The sequence below is a fragment of the Rhizobium sp. AC27/96 genome, from assembly GCF_001692325.1.
Lineage (GTDB): Bacteria > Pseudomonadota > Alphaproteobacteria > Rhizobiales > Rhizobiaceae > Rhizobium.
In genome coordinates this window covers 16,680-37,174 of record NZ_LXKN01000009.1, presented here as the reverse complement: position 1 = coordinate 37,174, position 20,495 = coordinate 16,680, and the positions used below count along the sequence as shown (strand labels likewise).

The following is a 20,495-nucleotide window of genomic DNA, read 5'->3' as shown; positions in this document are numbered from 1 at the left end:
GGGCGCTTCTGCGTGGAGCATTGGTTGCAATTGATGTGGGAGTCTTTGGGCACGCTGCTTTGGGCAGGGCTCGTCTTCACCATCCCGCTCACCCTGATCACCTTCGTTCTCGGCCTCTTGCTCGGCCTCGTCACCGCCGTCGTCAGGCTGTTTGGGCCGCGGCCGCTCGTCGCCGTCGCACGTTTCTATGTCTGGGTGATCCGCGGCACGCCGCTTCTGGTGCAGCTCTTCGTCATCTTCTACGGCCTGCCGAGCCTCGGCATCCTGCTCGATGCCTTTCCGGCCGCCGTCATCGGCTTCACGCTGAATGTCGGCGCCTACTCGTCGGAAATCATCCGTGCCGTCATCTCCTCGGTGCCCAAGGGCCAGTGGGAAGCGGCCTATTCCATCGGCATGAACTGGCGCCAGGCGATGAGCCGCACCATCCTGCCGCAGGCAGCGCGCGTTGCCGTGCCGCCGCTGTCCAACACCTTCATCTCGCTGGTCAAGGACACCTCGCTTGCCGCCGCCATCACCGTGCCGGAGCTGTTCCAGGCCGCGCAACGCATCGTCGCGACCACCTATGAGCCGCTGATCCTCTATATCGAGGCGGCCATCATCTATCTCGTGCTCAGCACCTTCCTCTCGACGCTGCAGGGTTACCTCGAACGCCGTTTCGCCCGCTCCGGCGGCACGCTGGAGGCACAGGCATGATCGAGCTGTCGCATATCGAAAAACGCTTCGGCGACAACGTCATCCTCAAGGATATCAGCCTCGTCATTCCCGAAGGCACGGTGACGGCGCTTGTCGGACCCTCGGGCGGCGGCAAGAGCACGCTTCTGCGCTGCATTAACCTCCTCGAAATCCCTACGGCCGGCACCATCCGCATCGGCGACGAGACGGCCACCTTCCAGCCCGGCAAGAAGCCTACCTGGCAGGACATCCAGAAGATCCGCCGCCAGACCGGCATGGTCTTCCAGAATTTCCAGCTCTTTCCTCATCAGACCGCCATCGGCAATGTCATGGAAGGCCTGACGACGGTGTTGCGCTGGCCGCAAGACAAAGCCCGCGCCCGCGCCGTCGAGCTTCTGACCAAGGTTGGCATGGCGCACAAGATCGACGCCTGGCCCTCGACTCTTTCGGGTGGCCAGCAGCAACGCGTGGCGATCGCCCGCGCGCTTGCCCCGTCGCCGCGCGTGCTCCTCTGCGACGAACCGACCTCGGCGCTCGATCCGGAACTGGCGGCGGAAGTGGTCGATGTGCTTGGCAAGCTTGCCAATGAGGGCACGACCATGGTGATGGCGACGCACGACCTGCGGCTTGCCTCGAAGATCGCCAATAATGTGGTCTTTCTCGAAGCGGGCAACATCGTCGAGACCGGCTCCTCCCGCAGCATCTTCGGCGCCCCGGCGCAGGAGCGCACCAAACAGTTCATCTCCACGCTCAATGCCGGTCATAGCTACGACATATGAGCGGCAGGGCATCGCAAAGTGCCCATTACGCCTGAAGAGGCGCATTGACGGCATGCGGCTTTCTGGTTAGCTCTTATGCCATGAACACGGCATCGGTCATGGTAGTGGTAGGAAGGCGCATGGGCAGGATGGTGTAACCATCCGGCGAAAGCTCCCATGCGCGGTAAGCAGGCTCCTGACGGGGCCTTTTTTATTGCCTGAAATCCGGGCAGCACCTCGTCAGATCTTCCTCGACCTCCCCCACTTCCAAGACGGACAAGGCCATGACGCGCAACCAGAGCCGCATCGAAAGTTCAGCAAAGCAAACCATCGAAAACCCGGAAACTGAAAGGGCGCCGCCGCGGCTGACGACCCTCATCCTGCTTTCGGCGCTTGCCGTGTTGCCGGTCAACATGATCCTGCCTTCGCTGCCGAAGATCGCTGCGGCATTCCATGCCGATTTCGCCCTCGTGAACCTATCGGTTGCCGGCTTTTCCATCGTCACTGCATTCCTGGAGGCGATCGGCGGCGCGATATCGGACCGCTTCGGCCGCCGGCCGGTCGTCCTGACGGCGCTCTCGGTCTTCATCGTCGCCTCGATCGGCTGCGTTCTCGCCCCTGACATCGGCATCTTCCTGCTATGCCGCATGATGCAAGCGTGCATCGGCCCCTGCTACTCCGTCGCGCTCGTCATCATCAAGGAAACTTCAAACGATCGGGAGGCCGCCAGCATATTCGGCTATCTCGCCATGGGATGGGCGCTGGCGCCCATGGTCGGCCCCCTGTTTGGCGGCTCGCTGGACGAGATTTTCGGCTGGCAAGCAAGCTTCGTCACCCTCGCGATCCTGGGCATCGCGGCCTTTCTTCTGTCCCTACGCGAACTGAAGGGATCGAGAGCGCCCACGCCGGATGCGCGGAGAAACTATCTTGCCTCTTACGGCCTGCTGCTGCGCTCGGCACGATTCTGGGCCTATGCGCTCTGCATGGCATGCTCGATGGGCGTGCTCTATATCTTCCTCGGTGGGGCGCCGCTCACGATCGGCGATACGCTTGGCGGCTCAAGCGCAATGCTCGGCTTCTATATGGGCCTGGTTCCCGCCGGCTTCATACTCGGCAGCTATCTGGCCGGCCGCTACGGGGCACGTATCCCTCTCGGCATGATCCTCGTCATGGCGCGTTTTCTAACCTGTATCGGCTTGATATCTGGCCTTGCCCTGTCGCTGTCCGGCATGACGCATGTTTGGGCGCTCTTCGGCCCCTGCGTCTTCATCGGCATCGGCAACGGCCTCACCATGCCGGCGGCCAATAGCGGCGCGATGTCGGTAAGAGCGGATATGGTCGGGACGGCCGCGGGGCTCGCCGCCGCCATGCGAATATCAGGCGGCGCACTGATCGGCTCCATTGCCGGACTATTCCTCGAGCGGTCGCCGACAATCCATACCCTGTTCACCCTGATGCTGATGTCGGCCTTCCTCGCGCTGCTTGCGGCATTCTGGGCTGCCATGATCGAGAAACGGGCCTGCTGAAGGGCAGCTAACCGACACGCTTGCTCATATGGACAAGAAAACCGTCCTTGAGGGGTTCTTCGCGATCGATCGCATAGCCGTGTCTCAGATAGAGCTGCACGTTTTCGGCAAAGCGCTTGTTGGTATAGAGCCGGAGTACCTTCAGGCCGAGCGAAGCAGCCACCTGCTCGGCATGGGCAAGCAGCTTTTTGCCTATGCCCTTTCCCTGATGGCGGGGCGATACGGCGATGTTCTCGATCAACAGATGATCGGCGCCCGGCGCCATCTCGATCAGGGCCACAAGCTCTCCATCGGCCTCCACCAGATCGATGCGATGCTTGCGCACGGCTTCGGCATAGTTTGCCGTCATCGGCAGCGGCTCACGACCGATGAGCGGCACCCATTTGCCGTAGGCTTCACGCGTCAGCGCGCGAATGGCATCGACATCGGCATCAGTTGCCGCCCGCAAGGAAATCGCTTCCGTCACTCCTCCATCCCCCTTCACTCGGCCAACTCGTTTGCGCGACTTTTGCGGCAAGGTTTCCCATCATCTCCGCAGCTGGAAATGTCAGGCCGGCAGGATCTTGTAACCCGTCGCGCCCCGCTCCACGCGCCCAAAGCCGGTGATATGGCCGCCGGCGACGATCCAGCCTTCGCGGGCCGCATCTTCCAGAGCCACTTGACGGGTGCGGGCAGCTTGCCCGGGATCGAGATCATAGGCGAGGCCGATTTTCGGGTCACCGGGCTGCAGGTCTCCGACATGCAGGGTATCCCCCCAGATCAGCAAGGAATTGTCGCGGCCGCGAAGCAGATAGCCTGTGTGGCCGGGCGTGTGCCCCGGCAGCGAATGCGCCTCTATGCCGGCAAGCACCTCGCCTGGCCCGATCCGCTTTATGCGCGACCCGTAGACGCGCTGCAGCTGCTCGGCAATCTTGAAGCCACCGCGTCTCGCCTCCGGCAACGCCTCACGTTCAACCTGATCGGTGAAAAAGGCGATATCACGCTCCGGTACGAACACCTCTGCATGCGGGAAATACGGCTCGTCGCCATCGAACAGGCCGAGTGCATGATCGCCATGGATATGGGTGAGCAGAACGCCCTGGATTTCATCCGGCGAAATACCCGCATCATGCAATGCCGATCGTGCATGGCCGTATTTGGGGCCCCAGGACGTGCCCGTTCCGGCATCGATCAGAAGAACCCCGGCAGGCCCGCGCAGAAGGAAGCAGTTCACATCCACCTGAAGCGTCGGCTTGCCCCAGGTTTCAATCGCGTGCCGCCGGGCAACATCGCCATCCGCGTGGACCAACACATCCGCCGGCGCCTCGAAGAGGCCGTCGAGCAGAAGTGTAACGTCGTATTGCCCTATATGCAGGGAACGATCAGTCATGACTGCGCCTCTGTCCGAAAAGCTGCACAAAAAGGGCCGGATCGGAGCCGGCCTTTTTCGTATCTCTATGGACGCTCAGGCGCCGTAGACGACAAGCAGATCCTTGGCGTCGATCTGGTCGCCGGCGCGCACCAGCACCTCGGAGATCGTGCCGTCCTTCTCCGCATGCAGCGCCGTCTCCATCTTCATCGCCTCAATCGAGACGAGAACATCGCCGGCCTTGATAGCCTGTCCCGACGAAACGAAGACCGTGGAGATGACACCCGGCATCGGCGCGCCGACATGGGCTGCATTGCCCGTCTCAGCCTTGCGGCGCACCGCGCTGCCGGAAGCGCCATGGGCGCGATCCGGCACCTTGATGCGGCGTGGCTGGCCGTTGAGCTCGAAGAATACGGTCACCATGCCCTTGTCGTCGGTCGCCGTCATCGCCTGGTTGACGACGACAAGCGTCTTGCCTTTCTCGATTTCGGCAAACAGCTCGCCGCCTTCCTTCAAGCCATAGAAATAGGCGGGCGTCGGCAGCACCGAGACCGGGCCATAGGTATCTGCGGCCAGCGCATAGTCGGTGAAGACCTTCGGATACATCAGGTAGGAGGCGAATTCGAAATCATCGACCTTGCGCTCCAGCTTGGTCTCGATCGCTTTGCGCTCGGCATCGAGATCGGCCTCGGCAAGCAACGAACCCGGGCGCACCGTATAGGGCTTGTCGCCCTTCAGCGCCTTCTTCTGCAGGGCATCCGGCCATCCGGCCGGAGGCTGGCCGAGATCGCCCTTCAGCATGGACACGACCGATTCCGGGAAGGAAACCTCGCGATCCGGGCTGACGACGTCGGACACCGTCAAGTCCTGGCTCACCATCATCAGCGCCATGTCGCCGACGACCTTGGAAGACGGCGTTACCTTGACGATATCGCCGAACATCTGGTTGGCGTCGGCATAGGCCTGCGCCACCTCGTGCCAGCGGGTCTCGAGGCCGAGCGAACGTGCCTGTTCCTTGAGGTTGGTGAACTGTCCACCGGGCATTTCATGCAGGTAGACTTCCGAAGCCGGTCCCTTGAGATCGCTTTCGAAGGCAGCATACTGATGGCGCACGGCCTCCCAATAGAAGGAGATGCGGCGGATCCATTCGGGATCGAGGCCCGGATCGCGTTCCGTGCCCTTCAACGCCTCGACAATGGAGCCCAGGCAGGGCTGCGAGGTATTGCCCGACAGCGCATCCATGGCTGCATCGACGGCGTCGACGCCGGCATCGACAGCGGCGAGCACCGTCGCAGCCGCAATGCCAGATGTATCATGCGTGTGAAAGTGGATCGGCAGGCCGGTCGCCTCGCGCAGCGCCTTGAACAGCACCTTGGCCGCAGCCGGCTTCAGCAGGCCGGCCATGTCCTTCAGCGCGATGATGTGAGCACCGGCCTTTTCCAGCTCCACGGCCAGATCGGTATAGTACTTCAGATCGTATTTCGGGCGGGCGGAGCTCAGGATGTCGCCCGTATAGCAGATCGCCGCCTCGCAGAGCTTGTTCTCCTCGGCAACGGCATCCATCGACACGCGCATGTTTTCGACCCAGTTCAGGCAATCGAAGACGCGGAACAGATCGACACCGCCCTTGGCCGCCTGACGAACGAAGTATTTGACGACGTTGTCGGGATAGTTGGTGTAACCGACGCCGTTGGCGCCGCGCAGCAGCATTTGCAGCAGCAGGTTCGGCGCCGCTTCGCGGATGAGCGACAGGCGCTCCCACGGATCTTCGGTGAGGAACCGCATGGAAACGTCGAAAGTGGCGCCCCCCCAGCATTCCAGCGACAGCAGCTGCGGCAGGGCACGCGCATAGGTGCCCGCTACGCTGGCAATATCATAGGTGCGCATGCGCGTGGCGAGCAGCGACTGATGGCCGTCGCGCATCGTCGTGTCGGTCATCAATATGCGCTTTTCATTGCGCATCCATTCGGCGAATTTCTGCGGGCCGAGCTTGTCGAGCAACTGCTTGGTGCCGTCTGGGACCTTCGCGTCGATATAGGGCAGGACTGGTTCGGACGCCTTCGGCGAAGGTGTCGGACGGCCGCGCGTTTCGGGATGACCGTTGACGGTGACATCGGCGAGATAGGTCAAAAGCTTGGTGGCGCGATCCTGGCGCTTGACCTGCTGGAACAGCTCCGGCGTCGTATCGATGAACCGCGTCGTATAGCTGTTGTCGCGGAATTTCGGGTGGGTGATGATCGCTTCGAGGAAGGTCAGGTTCGTCGCCACGCCGCGGATGCGGAATTCGCGCAGAGCGCGGTCCATACGGGCGATCGTCTCGTCCGGCGTCGACGCCCAGGCCGTCACCTTGACCAGCAGCGGATCGTAGAAGCGGGTGATGATGGCGCCGGAATAGGCCGTGCCGCCGTCGAGACGGATGCCGAAGCCGGCGGCCGAACGATAGGCGGTGATGCGGCCATAATCCGGAATGAAATTGTGCTCGGGATCCTCGGTCGTCACGCGGCACTGCAGGGCGTGGCCGTTGAGGCGAATATCCGCCTGCTTGGGAACACCCGATTCCGGCGTGCCGATGGCAAAACCGTCGAGGATGTGGATCTGCGCCTTGACGATATCGATGCCGGTGACGACTTCGGTCACCGTATGCTCGACCTGGATGCGCGGATTGACTTCGATGAAGTAGAATTTGCCGGTATCGGCATCCATCAGATATTCGACGGTGCCGGCGCCGACATAATTGGTCGCACCGGCGATCTTCAGCGAATAGGCGGCCAGTTCCTGGCGCTGCGCATCGGTGAGATAGGGTGCCGGCGCGCGCTCCACGACCTTCTGGTTGCGGCGCTGAACGGAACAGTCACGCTCGAACAGATGCACGACATTGCCATGCGTATCACCAAGGACCTGGCTTTCGACGTGGCGGGCACGCTCGACCAGCTTTTCGAGGTAGACTTCATCCTTGCCGAAGGCAGCCATCGCCTCGCGCTTGGCCTCGGTCACTTCCTTGGCGAGATCGGCCTCGGAGCGGATGGCGCGCATGCCGCGACCGCCGCCGCCCCAGGATGCCTTGAGCATCACCGGATAGCCGATCTCTTCGGCCATCTTGGCGACTTCCGCCATGTCGTCGGGCAGCGGCTCGGTTGCCGGGACCACCGGCACGCCGACCGAGATCGCCAGATTGCGGGCGGCGACCTTGTTGCCGAGCTGGCGCATCGTGTCGGCGCGCGGGCCGATGAAGATGATGCCGGCGGCATCACAGGCATCGACGAATTCCGGGCTCTCGGAAAGCAGCCCGTAACCGGGATGGATGGCATCGGCACCGGAGAGCTTGGCAACGCGAATGATCTCGTCGATCGACAGATAGCTCTCGATCGGCCCGAGATCACGAGCAAGATGCGGGCCGCGGCCCACCTGATAGCTCTCGTCCGCCTTGAAGCGGTGCAGTGCCAGTTTGTCTTCCTCGGCCCAGATGGCCACCGTTTTTATGCCAAGCTCGTTGGCGGCACGGAATACGCGGATGGCGATTTCGGAACGGTTGGCAACCAGGATCTTGGAAATGGGCAATGCAGTCTCCTCATGCATCGAAACGGGCAATGCTGCACCCGCGAAGAAAATTCTTAACTTCTTGTCACAAGAAGTGTCAATTTCCCCAGCGGGTCGGAAATCAAAATAGTTGCCGCTACGGAATAAGTCCGTTTCTGAAAGCAATGGCTACGATATGCTGACGGTTCTTCGCTTTCAGCTTGTCCTGGATGCTGTTCATGTACCAGTCGACGGTGTGATTGGAGATCGTCAGGAGCCGGCTGATCTCGATCGACGTCATGCCATCGGCCAGGTGGCTCAGCACTTCCAGCTCGCGCTTGGTCAGCTTCAGATCGTCCTTGGCGGCCTCCTCCAGCGATTGCGCCTCGTCGCGCAGCTCTAGAAGCCGCCAAAACGCCTTCTTGGCGACCGCATCGAACAAGGACAGCTCCGTCGGCGACAAATCCACCGCATCGCCGCCGATCGTCATGGTGCCAAGCAGGCCGGTACGCCCGTGAATAGGGAAAATATAACCGTCGACGAGCCCGTTGGCGCGGGCATCCGCCATCATCTGTTCCATCCGCCGCCAGAGCGGGTCCAATTTCTGCGCGGCCACGGCATCGCTCCAGCGAAACGGGCGCTGTGCACGGGTGGCATAGCGCGCCACGGGATCGACAAGCATGTACCTCTTGTTCATGTAGGTCAGCGGCCATTTTTCAGGCCATCGGCCCGCCAGCATGAAGCTGGTGATATCCACATTCGGCCGTGGCTGCTTCAGCAACCCATAGAAATCGAACTTGTAGGAGCGAAGCACCAGCTCGAGTTCACCCACGACATTCTTGGCAAGCTTGCATTCTTCGATGACCACAAGCAGTTGTAATAGAGAATGGATATTCACATCTACCCCTTGGCTTTTCAGCCTGATTTGCTGGCGCGCGGACATCCCCATTCATGTCCTTCAGATCCAAAACGCACCCCACCGCCGGCAACGTAACCAGTCCGGCATAAAATTAAACGCCTGTGGCGATTTTTTTTGTCATTCAACCGTGGATGGCGAATCTTGCGCGATATGGGACCGCGTCGCCACGAGAGTGCATAAACTGTCATATTTTAGCGAAGACCGATAGCGTCCCCATATGATCTCGCGCGCATGACGCGAAAATTATCCTGAGAAAACAGCTTCAGATTCCGTTAATCGCCGGTTCAGGTAGCGATCTGTAGTGTCGCAGCATTCCTAGTTTTGCTTGTGCAAGAGGGTGCCAGACGTGTCGCTGTTCAAAGTCTATGCAAGAGCCCTGAAGTATCTTGGCGCGTATCGCTATCGCGTCTGGATGGTCGTGATCGCCAACATCGCATTGGCGATGACGACGATCTACGAACCGGTTCTATTCGGCCGCATCTTCGACGCCATTGCCAAGAAAGAGGCAGTGACGCCGACCATGATCCTGTGGGCCGGTTTTGCCGTGTTCAGTGCCGTGGCCTTCATCGTGGTATCCCGCGAGGCGGATCGTCTCGCGCATGGTCGCCGCGCATCCTTGCTGACCGAAGCATTCGGCCGCATCATCTCCATGCCACTGTCCTGGCACAGCCAGCGTGGCACGGCGAGCGCGCTGAACACGCTGCTGCGTGCCTGCGAAGCACTGTTCGGCCTGTGGCTCGAATTCATGCGCAATCACCTGACGACGGCCGTTGCGCTCGTCGTGATGATCCCGACCGCCATGGCCATGGACCTGCGTCTATCGGCCGTGCTCATCCTGCTCGGCATCTTCTACTGGACCATCGGCCAGCTCGTCATGAGCCGGACGAAGGACGGCCAGACCTCGGTCGAAGGCCACTACAACACGGTCTTCTCGCATGTCAGCGACTCGATCAGCAACGTGTCGGTTCTGCATAGCTACAACCGCATCGAAGCTGAAACCAAGGCGCTGAAGTCCTTCACCGAGCGGCTGCTTGCCGCCCAGTATCCGGTCCTCGACTGGTGGGCACTTGCCGGCGCGCTGAACCGCACCGCCTCGACCGTTGCCATGATGGCGATCCTGATGATCGGCACCGTGCTCGTCCAGGACGGCAGCCTCAGCCTCGGTGCGCTGATCACCTTCATCGCCTTCGCCAACGTGCTGATCGGCCGTCTGGAGCAGCTGCGTAACTTCGCCAACCAGATTTTCGAAGCCCGCGCCAAGCTGGTGGACTTCTACACGCTGGAAGATTCGGTCCGCGAACGCGAAGAACCCGCTGGCCTGGCCGAAATCAAGGACGTGAAGGGCGAAGTGGAATTCCGCAACGTATCCTTCGGCTTTGCCAGCACCTCGCAGGGTCTGCACGACATCTCCTTCAAGGTGAAGGCTGGCCAGACCGTTGCCATCGTCGGCCCGACCGGCGCCGGCAAGACGACGCTCGTCAACCTGCTGCAGCGCGTCTTCGACCCGCAGTCCGGCCAGATCCTCGTCGACGGCAACGACATCACCAAGGTGACGCGCCGCTCGCTGCGCCGCTACATCGCCACCGTCTTCCAGGACGCCGGCCTGCTGAACCGCTCGATCAGCGACAACATCCGCCTCGGCCGCGAAGGCGCGACCCAGGAAGAGATGATCCGCGCTGCTCAGGCGGCCGCCGCCAACGACTTCATCGAAACCCGCGAAAGCGGCTACGAGACCCGTGTCGGCGAGCGTGGCAACAAGCTGTCCGGTGGTGAACGCCAGCGTATCGCGATTGCCCGCGCCATTCTGAAGGACGCACCGATCCTCGTGCTCGACGAAGCCACAAGCGCGCTCGACGTTGAAACGGAGAACAGGGTCAAGGCGGCGATCGACAATCTTCGCCAGAACCGCACGACCTTCATCATCGCCCACCGCCTGTCGACGGTACGCGAAGCTGATATCGTCCTCTTCCTCGAGAACGGTCGCGTCATCGAGAACGGCAGCTTCAGCGCGCTCAGCCAGAGCAACGGCCGCTTCGCCGCCCTGCTGCGCGCCAGTGGTATCCTGACGGACGAGGAAGTCCGCAAGGCACACACGACGGAACACGAAGCCGCCTGATCTTCGCAAGGGGCCCAAGATAAAAGCCGGGAGAGCGCCGCTCTCCCGGCTTTTTGCTGTCGAACCGTCTGGCCGAATGACGTTTGTCGGGCCAGCGCAGCGCGATCGGCAACCTCGTGCCTGGCCCCTCACCCCAACCCTCTCCCCGCGAGCGGGGAGAGGGGGTTTACCGCACAAGGTCAGAACCTTTCTCCGCGAGTGCCGAAAAACACGGAACAGGTCCCCTCAGGCTTAGGGTGAGGGGCAATACCCGGAAAGAATGAGCCAGGAAAACGCAGCCGGCCCCAAAACAAAGAAAGGCCCGGCGGGAAAACCGGGCCTTTCCGCTTTTCTGATCGGAGGTCAATTCGGTTGGGCACTACCAGGAGTTAACATCGGCACCCAACCGAGATCGGATCAGAACTTGCGCTCGAAGCGGAGTACGCCGGCCCACTGGTCGCGGTCGGCGGCATCCCAATTGGTGTAGGAGACTTCTGGCTCGACCAGCAGATCCTTGACCGGACGCCAGGCAACGTTGGCCGTGGCGGCGAAGATCTTCGAGTCGGTGTAGGCCACCTGAGCGTTGGCCTGCAGTTTCGGATTCAGCTCATAGCTGGCGCCCGTCCAGAAGGCCCAATCACCCCAGCCGCAATCCGCGCCATTGGTCGGGCAGGCGGAACGGTTGCTGTTGAGATAGGAGCCGGCATACTTGTTCAGCTTGTCGCCGTTGGTATTCCAGCCACCCATGAGGAAGGCCTTGAAGGCGCCGAAATCGGCATCGACGCGAGCCTTGATCGCACCTTCCTCGACGACACTGTCATAGCCGCCGATGACGCGCAGGGTCCATGCACCCGTCTTGTAGCCGGCGCCGAGAACGACGTCGGGAGCATAATGGTTGCCCTTGCCGGTCTGCCATGCGCCGCCATAGGAGGAGGTGTCGCTCGCCGAGTTGGAATCTTCCAGCGAGATCACAGCCGTGAAGCCGTTGCCGGCATCATATTTGTAGGTGAGCTGGTTGAGTTCCTTCGGGCCGTCATAGATGACGTCGTCGTTGATGACGTTGCCGGCATAGCCCATGTAGTAGTTGTACTGCGAGTCCGCCTTGCCGACGAGGAAGCCGCCGAGGCTGATATTGGCCCAGAGCAGCTTGGTGCTCGTGGTGTTGCCATCGTTCCAATCCCAGCGGATGACCGTATTGGTCTTGAGCGGACCATATTCGGTGTCCGTCGCGGTATCGACGGCCAGCTCCGCGCGCGTGTGCCACAGCGTGCCGACCTTGCTGCGGGCATTGTAGGCATCGTGCCATTCGCCTTCGGTGCGAACGCGACCGCCGACTTTCAGGCAGGTTTCAGTGCCAGGAATAAAGAAGTAGCCCGCGCCATAGGCGTCGCAAATGCGAACATACTGAAGCGGTTCCGGCTCGGCAGCCACAATGGCGTCAGCCGCCTGCGCCCCCGATGCAGCTGCCAGAGCGGCGGCCGAACCGAGAAGAAGACTTCTGATATTCATAGATTACTCCAATCCAAAATAGATTGGGCATGAGTTATCGCGCCGAAAATTCGACGATCCCTACCCCATTCCCGATTTTGATAATCCCCACGAATGCACGGCGCCTCCTTTCGGAAACGCCGGCGACGCGATGGCGACGCTCCCCGAGCGCCGTCACATCGACGATATAACAATTAAATTTTGCACAACAAGATTTTGGGCACTCTAATTTTTACCGCATCGCACGCGTATGATTTTGCGTTGCAGAAAAATCACGTCACACTTCCTTCGCGAAAATGTCACAATAGAATTAGGAAGGGAAATCAGATGATTGAGCCGCACGCCAGAAGTGCGGCTCGATTGATCACTCAGCGGCGCTTGCCGATGTGGACAGGCATGGCAATCGCCCGCGCCGGTGCCTTCTCTGTCCGCTGAACGCCTGCCTGGAGCCGCTTGTGCTCAAGATGATAGGCGTAGAGGAACTGCGCGAGGATACCGATGACGACATAAATAGCGCCGACGACCGGGTTCGAATGGGTCACGTAAAGGAGGACCTGGCCCGCCATGGCGAGGATCGTACCGGCGACGAAGATGCTCAGCGAATGCCGCCCGAGGATGGTCAGCGGATGATTGGCGGACCGGCGCAGGAACCGCGAAATCGAGGGAACGCTGACGATCAGATAGGCGAGCGCCAGCACATGCAGCAAGCGCGGCAGCGACAGGAACGTCTTGTCGAAGCCGGTGACCACGGTCGGCAGGCCAAGCGTCGCCAGATAGTCGCCGAGTATCCAGAGCTTGTCGGTCACCCAGATGAAGGACAGGAGCACATAGGCGGAGGCGAGCGCGATCAGCAGCGGATGAACAGGCACCCGCCCGCCGCGCTTCACATGCATCGTAGCCGTAAAGCCGATGACGAACAGGAATTGCCAGGACAGCGGATTGAGGAACCAGAAACCGTCGAGCAGCGTCGTATGCGGCGCGATGTAGTAAATGCCCGACACAAGCCAGACGCCGGCCGAAACGGCAAGCAGCAGCAGGCGGCTTTTCGCTTCCAGCAGCATGATCAGCGGCAACATCAGAAACAGGGCGGCATACATCGGCAGGATGTTGTTGTAGCCGATCTGGTGACCAAGCGTCAGCAGGGCCGGAATGCCGCGCGCCGGATCCATCAGCAGTGCTAAGATATTCACTTCCGTAAGGAGGCCCTTCTGGTGGAATATCCAGGCGCCGGAAATGAACAGGATCAGCGTCACGAAGGTGGTGATCATATGCGCGGTATAGAGCGTGAAGGCGCGTTTCACCGCCTTCCACATCATCGCCAACCGGTTACCGGGAGAAAACCTCGTTCCATAGGCGAGACCCACGGAAATGCCAGAGATCAGCACGAAGGCTTCGGCTCCATCGGAAAATCCGAAATTCTTCGAGGTTATCGACTCGAAGATCTGCCCGGGAACGTGATTGATGAAGATCATGATCAAAGCCAAGGCTCTCAGGACATCCAGTCGTGTGTCCCGCGTCGCCACTGGCTTCGGCACATTGATTGGTTGTGCCGGTGTCAGGCCGATATCCGCCCTTGAGTTCATGAAACTCTCCTGTTCCAACTATCAAATGCAATCAAGGCCAAAGAGTTCCCCCTTTGGCCCCGATCTTCGACGTGAAACAGTGCAAAAACGCGACTGTTCGATCGGATGGCCCTCTTCGGGATGGGCGACCGCCCTGTCATTACGGTGACCGAGTATCCCATCGCATCGGGCGCTTTTGAGACAGAAATACGGCGATTTCCGCTCGATAGATTGCAGATTGATGTCTGCCGTAAAGTCATCCCAGTTCCAAAGCAGCGCCGGCTTGACGCAAGCTAACCTGTGTTTGAAGCGGAAGCCGAAAACGCCTTCGATTGCTACGCGATACAGCCAGCCTACCGAGATCCTGAGCGCCAGGTTCAACCGCCAAAGCCGGTCAATTTCCCTTCGCTATAAATATCAGCGGCAGCGATACGGGGCTTTACACGATAGATACCGGCCCGATCACGATCGCGTGCATAGTTTCATTTCAGACGAATCGTCTTCGCCCGGCGGAGTTTATCGCTTGAACGAGGGGGGATGTCACGGGTGAAAATGACGGCGGGGGTCCATGTGGAAAAACGCGGCATCGACAACTCGATCGACCGCGCTTTCAATATCCGTCGTGTGAGAAAATGGACTTAACGGAAGTCTATTAGCAGAAGGCTATCAGATCCGCCTTCTCCAGGAAGAGCTCACTGATCAGACGACGATGCCACAAACAATGGCGGCAACGAACAGAAATGCCGCGGAAAACAGAACGACGTTAATCGCTGTCTGTATCTTGTGCCGCGTCTTGGCGGCTCGCTTGGAACCATCGAACTGATTCACATGCGTATTCGACATACCCAAATTCGCCATGTGTTGCCTCCGTTCGTTTTTCTTATCTATCCCGGCTTAAGCCCGGAAGCGGATATTCATACATTTCCTATCAATTAGGTAGAGATGAATTTCCGTCCAGAACTCAGCCTGAGAAAAAATAAACCACTGGATTGCAAAGGGCTCAAAAGATCGGCAAGGCCAAATCAGCAGAGAATGCGGCGAGCCCAAATCAAGCTGCGCTCGATGGCGCTGGTATCGGCGGCCTGCTCTTCGGCAGGTCCGGCCTGGCGGCGGCTATTGTCTTCGCAATGAGAAGCAGACCGTGCACCTTCCTGCTTCGCCGGAACCGGCGGATGAAGATATCCCATGGTCATGCCACCCATGAAAAACATGCCTGCCTCCACTTGCGTGTGACCCTTAATCGGGATCACGAAAGTTAACCGCCATTAACGAGATCATGACAGAATTGCGGCAGGTGTCAATAGTCTACAGGATTGGTCGTGTTTCAAGGGCGATTCGTTAATGCCGCCCGAGGGTTGGATATCGTCCGCTCAGGCGCGGACGAAACCCTTGCTGGCGATCATCAGATTGCGCGTATAGTCCTGGCTGACGTCGCCTGCCGCCAATTGCTGAGCACTCAGCCGCTCGACGACCGCACCGTTGCGCATCACCACCAGACGCTCGCACATATGCGTGACGACGCCGAGATCGTGGCTCACCATGACGAAAGTCAGATTGCGATCCCTGCGCACCTGTTCGAGCAGGTTGAGCACTTCCGCCTGCACCGAGGCATCGAGAGCGGAGGTCGGCTCGTCAAGCAGCAGGATCGACGGTTCGACGATCAGCGCGCGGGCAATTGCGACGCGCTGGCGCTGTCCGCCAGAGAGCTGGTGCGGATAGCGGAAGCGAAAACCGGTCCCAAGCCCCACTTCATCAAGCGCCCGGGCAATGCGTGTCTCGCTGTCGCCGATACCATGAATCGACAGAGGCTCCAGCAGCAGCCGGTCGATCGTCTGACGCGGATGCAGCGACCCGTAGGGATCCTGGAACACCATCTGCACCTGGCGATAGAAGGTCCTGCTGCGCCGCGCGCCCTTCAGCTGCTCGCCGCCGACACGGATCGTGCCGTCGGTGACGGGCGCAAGGCCCGCGACGGCGCGCAGCAACGTCGACTTGCCGGAGCCGGATTCGCCGACCAGGCCGAAGGATTCACCCTTGTTCACCTCGACGCTGACGGCATCGAGAGCATAGTAGCCGTCATAGACGACGCTGAGGCCATCAACTGCAAGCGTTGCCGTCATGCCGCCCACTCCGGCTTGCGATCGAGAACCGGCAACGGATGACGGTTCTCGCCGATCACGGGCATGCAGTTCAGCAGGCCGCGCGTATAGGGATGCTGGGCATTGTTCAGTTCGGAAGCCTTGATTTCCTCCACGACCCTGCCTGCATACATGACGATCACCCGATCGCAGAAGGACGACACCAGCCGCAGGTCGTGCGACACGAAGATCAGCCCCATGCCGCGCTCGGAAACCAGCTTGTCCATGATGCCAAGCACATCGAGCTGCACGGTGACGTCGAGCGCCGATGTCGGCTCGTCGGCGATCAGCAGTTCCGGCCCGGCGATCAGCATCATGGCGATCATCACGCGCTGGCCCATGCCACCGGAGACCTCGTGCGGATGCAGGTTGTAGACACGGGCGGGGTCGCGGATCTGGACGGCTTCGAGCATGGCCATGGCACGGTCGCGCGCTTCGCCCCTGCCGACCTTCTCATGCGTGCGCAGCGTCTCGGTGATCTGCTTGCCGATGGGCATGACCGGATCGAGCGAATATTTCGGATCCTGCAATACCATGGCGATGCGCTTGCCGCGCAGCGACCGGCGCTCTTTGGCGGAAATCGACAGGAGATCCATGCCGCTGAAACTCAACTTGTCGGCGCTGATGAGGGCGTGTGGCGGCGTCAGCCCCATGATGGCGCGGCCGGTCTGCGATTTGCCCGAGCCGCTTTCGCCGACGATGCCGAGCCTTTCGCGGCCGAGCGTGAAGGACACACCGCGCACGGCCTCGATGATACCAGTGCGAGTGGGGTAGCGGACCCTGAGGTTCTCTACGGTCAGCAGCTCTGTCATTGGCCACTCTCCTTGGGATCGAGCGCATCGCGCAGGCCATCGCCGAGCAAGTTGAAGCCGAGGCTGACGATCAGGATCGCGATGCCGGGCATGGCCGCCACCCACCATTGATCGAGATAGTATTTGAAGCCGCTTGCAATCATGACGCCCCATTCCGGCAAGGGCGGCTGCGCGCCAAGCCCGAGGAAGCCAAGACCGGCGGCGGTGAGGATCACGCCCGCCATATCGAGCGTGACACGGACGATCACCGAGGAGATACAGAGCGGCATGACGTGGCGGAAGATGATGCGCAGCGACGAGGCGCCCATCAGCTGCACGGCGGCGATATAGTCGGAGCGCCTCACGGTCATCGTTTCGGCACGGGCCAGACGCGCATAGGGCGGCCAGGAGGTAATGGCGATGGCGATGACGGCATTCTCGATGCCGGCCCCGAGCGCGCCGGCGAAGGCGAGCGCCAGCACCAGCTTCGGGAAGGCGAGGAAGATGTCGGTAATGCGCATCAGGATCGTATCGGTCCAGCCGCCGAGATAGCCGGCAACCATGCCGATGATCAGCCCGATCGGCGCCGATATGATCGCAACGAGCACGACGATGTAGAGCGTCCAGCGCGAACCGTAGATCAGGCGGGACAGGATATCGCGCGCGAGATCGTCCGTGCCGAGAAGATAGCCCGGCGTGCCCGGCGGTTTCAAATAGGCGTTGGTCAGGTCGCCGATGACGGGCGAGTGCGGTGCGATCACATCGGCAAGTGCGGCCACCAGCACCAGTGCGATGATGATCAGCAACCCGACGACGGCCAGGCGATTGGCGGAGAATTGCCGCCAGGTGACATAGGCACGCCCCAGTCTTGCCTGCCGGCGCGATTGCGGCCGGTCCGATAGCAGCCAATCCCTCAGGCTGGGTTGGGTGATCTCAGCCGTCATTTACGTCGCGTCCTTGGATCCAGGGTCCGATAGAGCAGATCGGAAATCAGGTTGATGGCAATGAAAACGGTGCCGATGACGATCGTGCCGCCGAGCACGGCGTTCATGTCGGCATTGCGCAGGGAACTGGTGATGTAGAAGCCGATGCCCGGCCAGGAGAAGACGATCTCCGTCAGCACCGAGCCTTCCAGCAGCGACGCGTAGGAAAGCGCAATCACCGTGATCAGCGGCACCATGGCACTGCGCAAGGCATGTCCCCAGATCACCCGCGTCTCGGAAAGACCCTTGGCGCGCCCGGCAACGATATATTCCTGCCCCAACTCGTTCAGCATGAAGCTGCGCGTCATGCGGCTGATATAGGCAAGCGCGAAATAACCGAGCAGCGAGGCCGGCAGGATGATATGGCGGAACACGTCCCAAAAGACGTCCCACTGTCCCTGCATGGCGCTGTCGAGCAGGAAGAAGCCGGTAACCGGCGTGAAGGTATATTCGAAGGCGATATCGATACGACCGGGATAGGCGACCCAGTTCAGCTTCGCATAGAAGATGAGGAGCGACACCATCGCCAGCCAGAAGACCGGCAGCGAATAGCCGACTAGGCCGATGACGCGCACGATCTGGTCGATGAAGCTGTTGCGCTTGACGGCGGCGAGAACGCCGAAGGGGACGCCGAACAACGCGCCGATGATCGTACCGACTGTCGCAAGCTCCATCGTCGCGGGGAAGACCCGCTTGATGTCGTCCATGACGGGATTTGTGGTCAGCACCGACGTGCCGAAATCACCGCTGAGCGCACTCAGCAGGTAATAATAGAACTGCTGATAAAGCGGCTGGTCGAGATGCATCTCGCGGCGCAGACGCTCCACGACTTGCGTCGGAGCATGGTCGCCGGCGATCGCAAGCGCCGGATCGATCGGTATGACGCGCCCGATGAAGAAGGTGACGGCCAGAAGGCCAAGATAGGTCGTGACCGCAACGACGAGAAATCGCAGCAGACCCATGAAAAAAGGAGCGGCACGGCCCTTCTTGGGCCGCACCTGCATTTTCCGTTCGACGGTGCTCAAAGAACTAATCCTACCGGATTATCACTTCGAAATCGGCCAGACGAAGTTGTTGTCGAAGCTCGGGCCAAGTTTGAAATCCTTCACATCCTTGCGATAGCCGGCGACTTCCGTCTGCTGATAGAGGATGATGAAGGGGCTCGCCTCCAGGAACTTCTTCTGGATTTCCTGATACATGGCGCCGCGCTTGGTGGCATCGCTCTCGAAGAGGGCAGCCTTGGCTTCCTTCTCCAGCTCGGGAGAGGTCCAGGTATTGCGCCAGGTCAGCGTCTTGTTGTTGCTGGTATCGGAATTGTCGTCGTTAGTCGTGAAGGTATCGGCGTTGGAATGGGGATCCCAATAGTCCGGGCCCCAGTTGCCGAAATAGATATCGTGGTTACGAGCGCGATACTTCGTCAGCTTCTGCTTGCCGTCGCCGGGGATGATCTCGACCTTGATGCCGGCCTGACCGAGCGTCTGCTGGATCGCGGTTGCGATGCTCGTATCCGGCTCGATGCTGCGCACGTCCATGGTGATCGAGAATCCATTCGGCAGGCCGGCCTTGGCCAGCAACTCCTTGGCCTTGGCAACGTCGAGCTTGAACGGGTTTTCATCCAGCGAGCCGAGCATGCCCTTCGGTTCGAAGGTCTGATGGATCTCGCCGATGCCCTTGATCAGCGTCTTGCCGATGGCATCGTAGTCGACCAGATATTTGAACGCCTGCTGCACTTCCGGCTTGGCAAGGTTCGGATTCTTCTGGTTGAGGCTCATATAGTAGATCGTGCCCTTCGGCGCGCTCGTCGAAGCTAGCTGCGGGTTCTTTTCCACGGCCTCGAGATCGGTCGGCGACAGGTTGCGGGCAATATCGATATCGCCGTTCTCGAGCGCCAGGCGCTGCGCCGAGCTCTCCTTCATGAAGCGATAGATGACGCGGTTCAGCTTCGCCTTTTCGCCGTAATAATTGTCGTTGCGCTCAAGCACGACGGCTTCGTTGGCGCGCCATTCGCGCAGCTTCAGCGGGCCGGAGCCGGCAAAGCCGGTCTTCAGCCAGCCATTGCCGAAATCATTGTCATACTTGTAGTCGGCCGACGGCGTTACCGGCTTGACGTGCTGCAGCGTCAGCTTCTTGTCGACCACTTCGGCAACCGTTGCCGTCAGGCAGTTCAGCACGAAGCTCGGCGCATAGGGCTTGTCGACGGTGAAGGTGAAGGTGTTTGGATCTGTCGCCTTGGCCTTTTCCGTCACATTGTCGCCGGTGAGGCCGAACTGGGTGAGGATGAAGGCCGGGCTCTTGTCGAGCTTGACGACGCGCTCGAAGGACCATGCGACGTCTTCGGCGGTGATCGGGTTGCCGGACGCAAACTTCAGGCCGGGCTTCAGCTTGAAGGTATAGGTCAGGTGATCGTCGGAAACAGACCAGCTCTCGGCAATATCGGCCTTGATCTTGGAGGTGTCGTTGATGTCGAGACGGACGAGCAGGCTATAGGTGTTGCCGGTGATTTCGGCCGTGGAGAGCTCATAGGCTTCGGCCGGATCCATGCTCAGAATATCGTCGAAGGCAAAGCCCTCGACCAGCGTGTCCTTGGGCGTTGCGGCATAGGCATTCGGCGCGGCCATCAGCAGAAGCGACAGGGCCACGCCGGCGGAAAGCGCGCGAAAACGGCCATTCATCTTGGTGATAATCATTATTGTCATTCC

17 protein-coding genes are annotated in these 20,495 nt (G+C 60.4%); 4 read left to right on the top strand and 13 right to left on the bottom strand.

Features of this window, described 5'->3' with window-relative positions:
• Positions 1-12: 12 nt before the first annotated feature.
• From A6U86_RS09780 to A6U86_RS09770, 3 genes are all read left to right on the top strand, one after another.
• On the top strand, positions 13-693 hold the full coding sequence (locus A6U86_RS09780; protein WP_068389822.1) for an amino acid ABC transporter permease: 681 nt from the start codon (positions 13-15) through the stop codon (positions 691-693).
• Positions 690-1,451, top strand: a complete 762-nt coding sequence (locus tag A6U86_RS09775) for an amino acid ABC transporter ATP-binding protein (RefSeq protein ID WP_068389819.1) — start codon at positions 690-692, stop codon at positions 1,449-1,451. The genes A6U86_RS09780 and A6U86_RS09775 overlap by 4 nt, the downstream gene beginning before the upstream one ends.
• A 263-nt stretch (positions 1,452-1,714) precedes the next feature.
• Positions 1,715-2,956, top strand: coding sequence for a multidrug effflux MFS transporter (locus A6U86_RS09770; protein ID WP_068389816.1), 1,242 nt, complete (start codon positions 1,715-1,717; stop codon positions 2,954-2,956).
• 7 nt (positions 2,957-2,963) lie between these two features.
• On the opposite strand, the gene A6U86_RS09765 is transcribed toward A6U86_RS09770, so the two are convergent.
• The 4 genes from A6U86_RS09765 to A6U86_RS09750 form a co-directional block, all read right to left on the bottom strand.
• Positions 2,964-3,422, bottom strand: a complete 459-nt coding sequence (locus A6U86_RS09765; RefSeq protein ID WP_068389813.1) for a GNAT family N-acetyltransferase — start codon at positions 3,420-3,422, stop codon at positions 2,964-2,966.
• A gap of 81 nt (positions 3,423-3,503) precedes the next feature.
• Positions 3,504-4,325, bottom strand: coding sequence for an MBL fold metallo-hydrolase (locus A6U86_RS09760; protein WP_068389810.1), 822 nt, complete (start codon positions 4,323-4,325; stop codon positions 3,504-3,506).
• A 75-nt stretch (positions 4,326-4,400) separates the two neighbouring features.
• A complete protein-coding gene (gene pyc, locus A6U86_RS09755) occupies positions 4,401-7,862 on the bottom strand; it encodes a pyruvate carboxylase (protein WP_068390110.1) in 3,462 nt (1,153 codons plus the stop codon).
• A gap of 115 nt (positions 7,863-7,977) precedes the next feature.
• Entirely contained in the window at positions 7,978-8,718 is a 741-nt protein-coding gene (locus A6U86_RS09750; protein ID WP_068390107.1) for a LuxR family transcriptional regulator, read from the bottom strand.
• A gap of 367 nt (positions 8,719-9,085) precedes the next feature.
• Here A6U86_RS09750 and A6U86_RS09745 point away from each other — a divergent pair, with 367 nt between their 5' ends.
• Positions 9,086-10,855 carry a glucan ABC transporter ATP-binding protein/ permease gene (locus A6U86_RS09745; protein ID WP_068389807.1) on the top strand — a complete coding sequence of 590 codons (1,770 nt, stop codon included), beginning with the start codon at positions 9,086-9,088 and terminating at the stop codon, positions 10,853-10,855.
• A 396-nt stretch (positions 10,856-11,251) separates the two neighbouring features.
• Here A6U86_RS09745 and A6U86_RS09740 read toward each other — a convergent pair whose 3' ends face one another.
• From A6U86_RS09740 to A6U86_RS09705, 9 genes are all read right to left on the bottom strand, one after another.
• Positions 11,252-12,343, bottom strand: coding sequence for a porin (locus A6U86_RS09740; RefSeq protein WP_068389804.1), 1,092 nt, complete (start codon positions 12,341-12,343; stop codon positions 11,252-11,254).
• A 347-nt stretch (positions 12,344-12,690) separates the two neighbouring features.
• Positions 12,691-13,905, bottom strand: coding sequence for an OpgC family protein (locus A6U86_RS09735; RefSeq protein ID WP_083196776.1), 1,215 nt, complete (start codon positions 13,903-13,905; stop codon positions 12,691-12,693).
• A 678-nt stretch (positions 13,906-14,583) separates the two neighbouring features.
• Positions 14,584-14,742: a hypothetical protein gene (locus A6U86_RS35585; protein ID WP_174072653.1), complete on the bottom strand. Its 159-nt coding sequence runs from the start codon at positions 14,740-14,742 to the stop codon at positions 14,584-14,586.
• 164 nt (positions 14,743-14,906) lie between these two features.
• Entirely contained in the window at positions 14,907-15,095 is a 189-nt protein-coding gene (locus A6U86_RS09730; protein WP_068390101.1) for a hypothetical protein, read from the bottom strand.
• 159 nt (positions 15,096-15,254) lie between these two features.
• The gene (locus A6U86_RS09725) at positions 15,255-16,004 is read right to left on the bottom strand and encodes an ABC transporter ATP-binding protein (RefSeq protein ID WP_068390099.1); all 750 of its coding nucleotides are present in this window, start codon (positions 16,002-16,004) and stop codon (positions 15,255-15,257) included.
• Entirely contained in the window at positions 16,001-16,834 is an 834-nt protein-coding gene (locus A6U86_RS09720; RefSeq protein WP_068389801.1) for an ABC transporter ATP-binding protein, read from the bottom strand. The genes A6U86_RS09725 and A6U86_RS09720 overlap by 4 nt, the downstream gene beginning before the upstream one ends.
• Positions 16,831-17,757, bottom strand: a complete 927-nt coding sequence (locus tag A6U86_RS09715) for an ABC transporter permease (protein ID WP_068389798.1) — start codon at positions 17,755-17,757, stop codon at positions 16,831-16,833. The genes A6U86_RS09720 and A6U86_RS09715 overlap by 4 nt, the downstream gene beginning before the upstream one ends.
• Positions 17,754-18,821, bottom strand: a complete 1,068-nt coding sequence (locus A6U86_RS09710; protein WP_068389795.1) for an ABC transporter permease — start codon at positions 18,819-18,821, stop codon at positions 17,754-17,756. The genes A6U86_RS09715 and A6U86_RS09710 overlap by 4 nt, the downstream gene beginning before the upstream one ends.
• A gap of 21 nt (positions 18,822-18,842) precedes the next feature.
• Complete coding sequence (locus tag A6U86_RS09705) at positions 18,843-20,483, bottom strand: ABC transporter substrate-binding protein (protein WP_068389792.1); 1,641 nt, start codon at positions 20,481-20,483, stop codon at positions 18,843-18,845.
• Between the last annotated feature and the right edge of the window lie 12 nt (positions 20,484-20,495).

Bases quoted from the DNA above. Each gene is read 5' to 3' on its own strand.
- A6U86_RS09775 (WP_068389819.1), top strand. From the start codon at position 690: ATGATCGAGCTGTCGCATATCGAAAAACGCTTCGGCGACAACGTCATC.
- A6U86_RS09770 (WP_068389816.1), top strand. From the start codon at position 1,715: ATGACGCGCAACCAGAGCCGCATCGAAAGTTCAGCAAAGCAAACCATC.
- A6U86_RS09760 (WP_068389810.1), bottom strand. From the start codon at position 4,325: ATGACTGATCGTTCCCTGCATATAGGGCAATACGACGTTACACTTCTG.
- A6U86_RS09740 (WP_068389804.1), bottom strand. From the start codon at position 12,343: ATGAATATCAGAAGTCTTCTTCTCGGTTCGGCCGCCGCTCTGGCAGCT.
- A6U86_RS09735 (WP_083196776.1), bottom strand. From the start codon at position 13,905: ATGAACTCAAGGGCGGATATCGGCCTGACACCGGCACAACCAATCAAT.
- A6U86_RS35585 (WP_174072653.1), bottom strand. From the start codon at position 14,742: ATGGCGAATTTGGGTATGTCGAATACGCATGTGAATCAGTTCGATGGT.
- A6U86_RS09730 (WP_068390101.1), bottom strand. From the start codon at position 15,095: ATGTTTTTCATGGGTGGCATGACCATGGGATATCTTCATCCGCCGGTT.
- A6U86_RS09725 (WP_068390099.1), bottom strand. From the start codon at position 16,004: ATGACGGCAACGCTTGCAGTTGATGGCCTCAGCGTCGTCTATGACGGC.
- A6U86_RS09720 (WP_068389801.1), bottom strand. From the start codon at position 16,834: ATGACAGAGCTGCTGACCGTAGAGAACCTCAGGGTCCGCTACCCCACT.
- A6U86_RS09715 (WP_068389798.1), bottom strand. From the start codon at position 17,757: ATGACGGCTGAGATCACCCAACCCAGCCTGAGGGATTGGCTGCTATCG.
- A6U86_RS09705 (WP_068389792.1), bottom strand. From the start codon at position 20,483: ATGATTATCACCAAGATGAATGGCCGTTTTCGCGCGCTTTCCGCCGGC.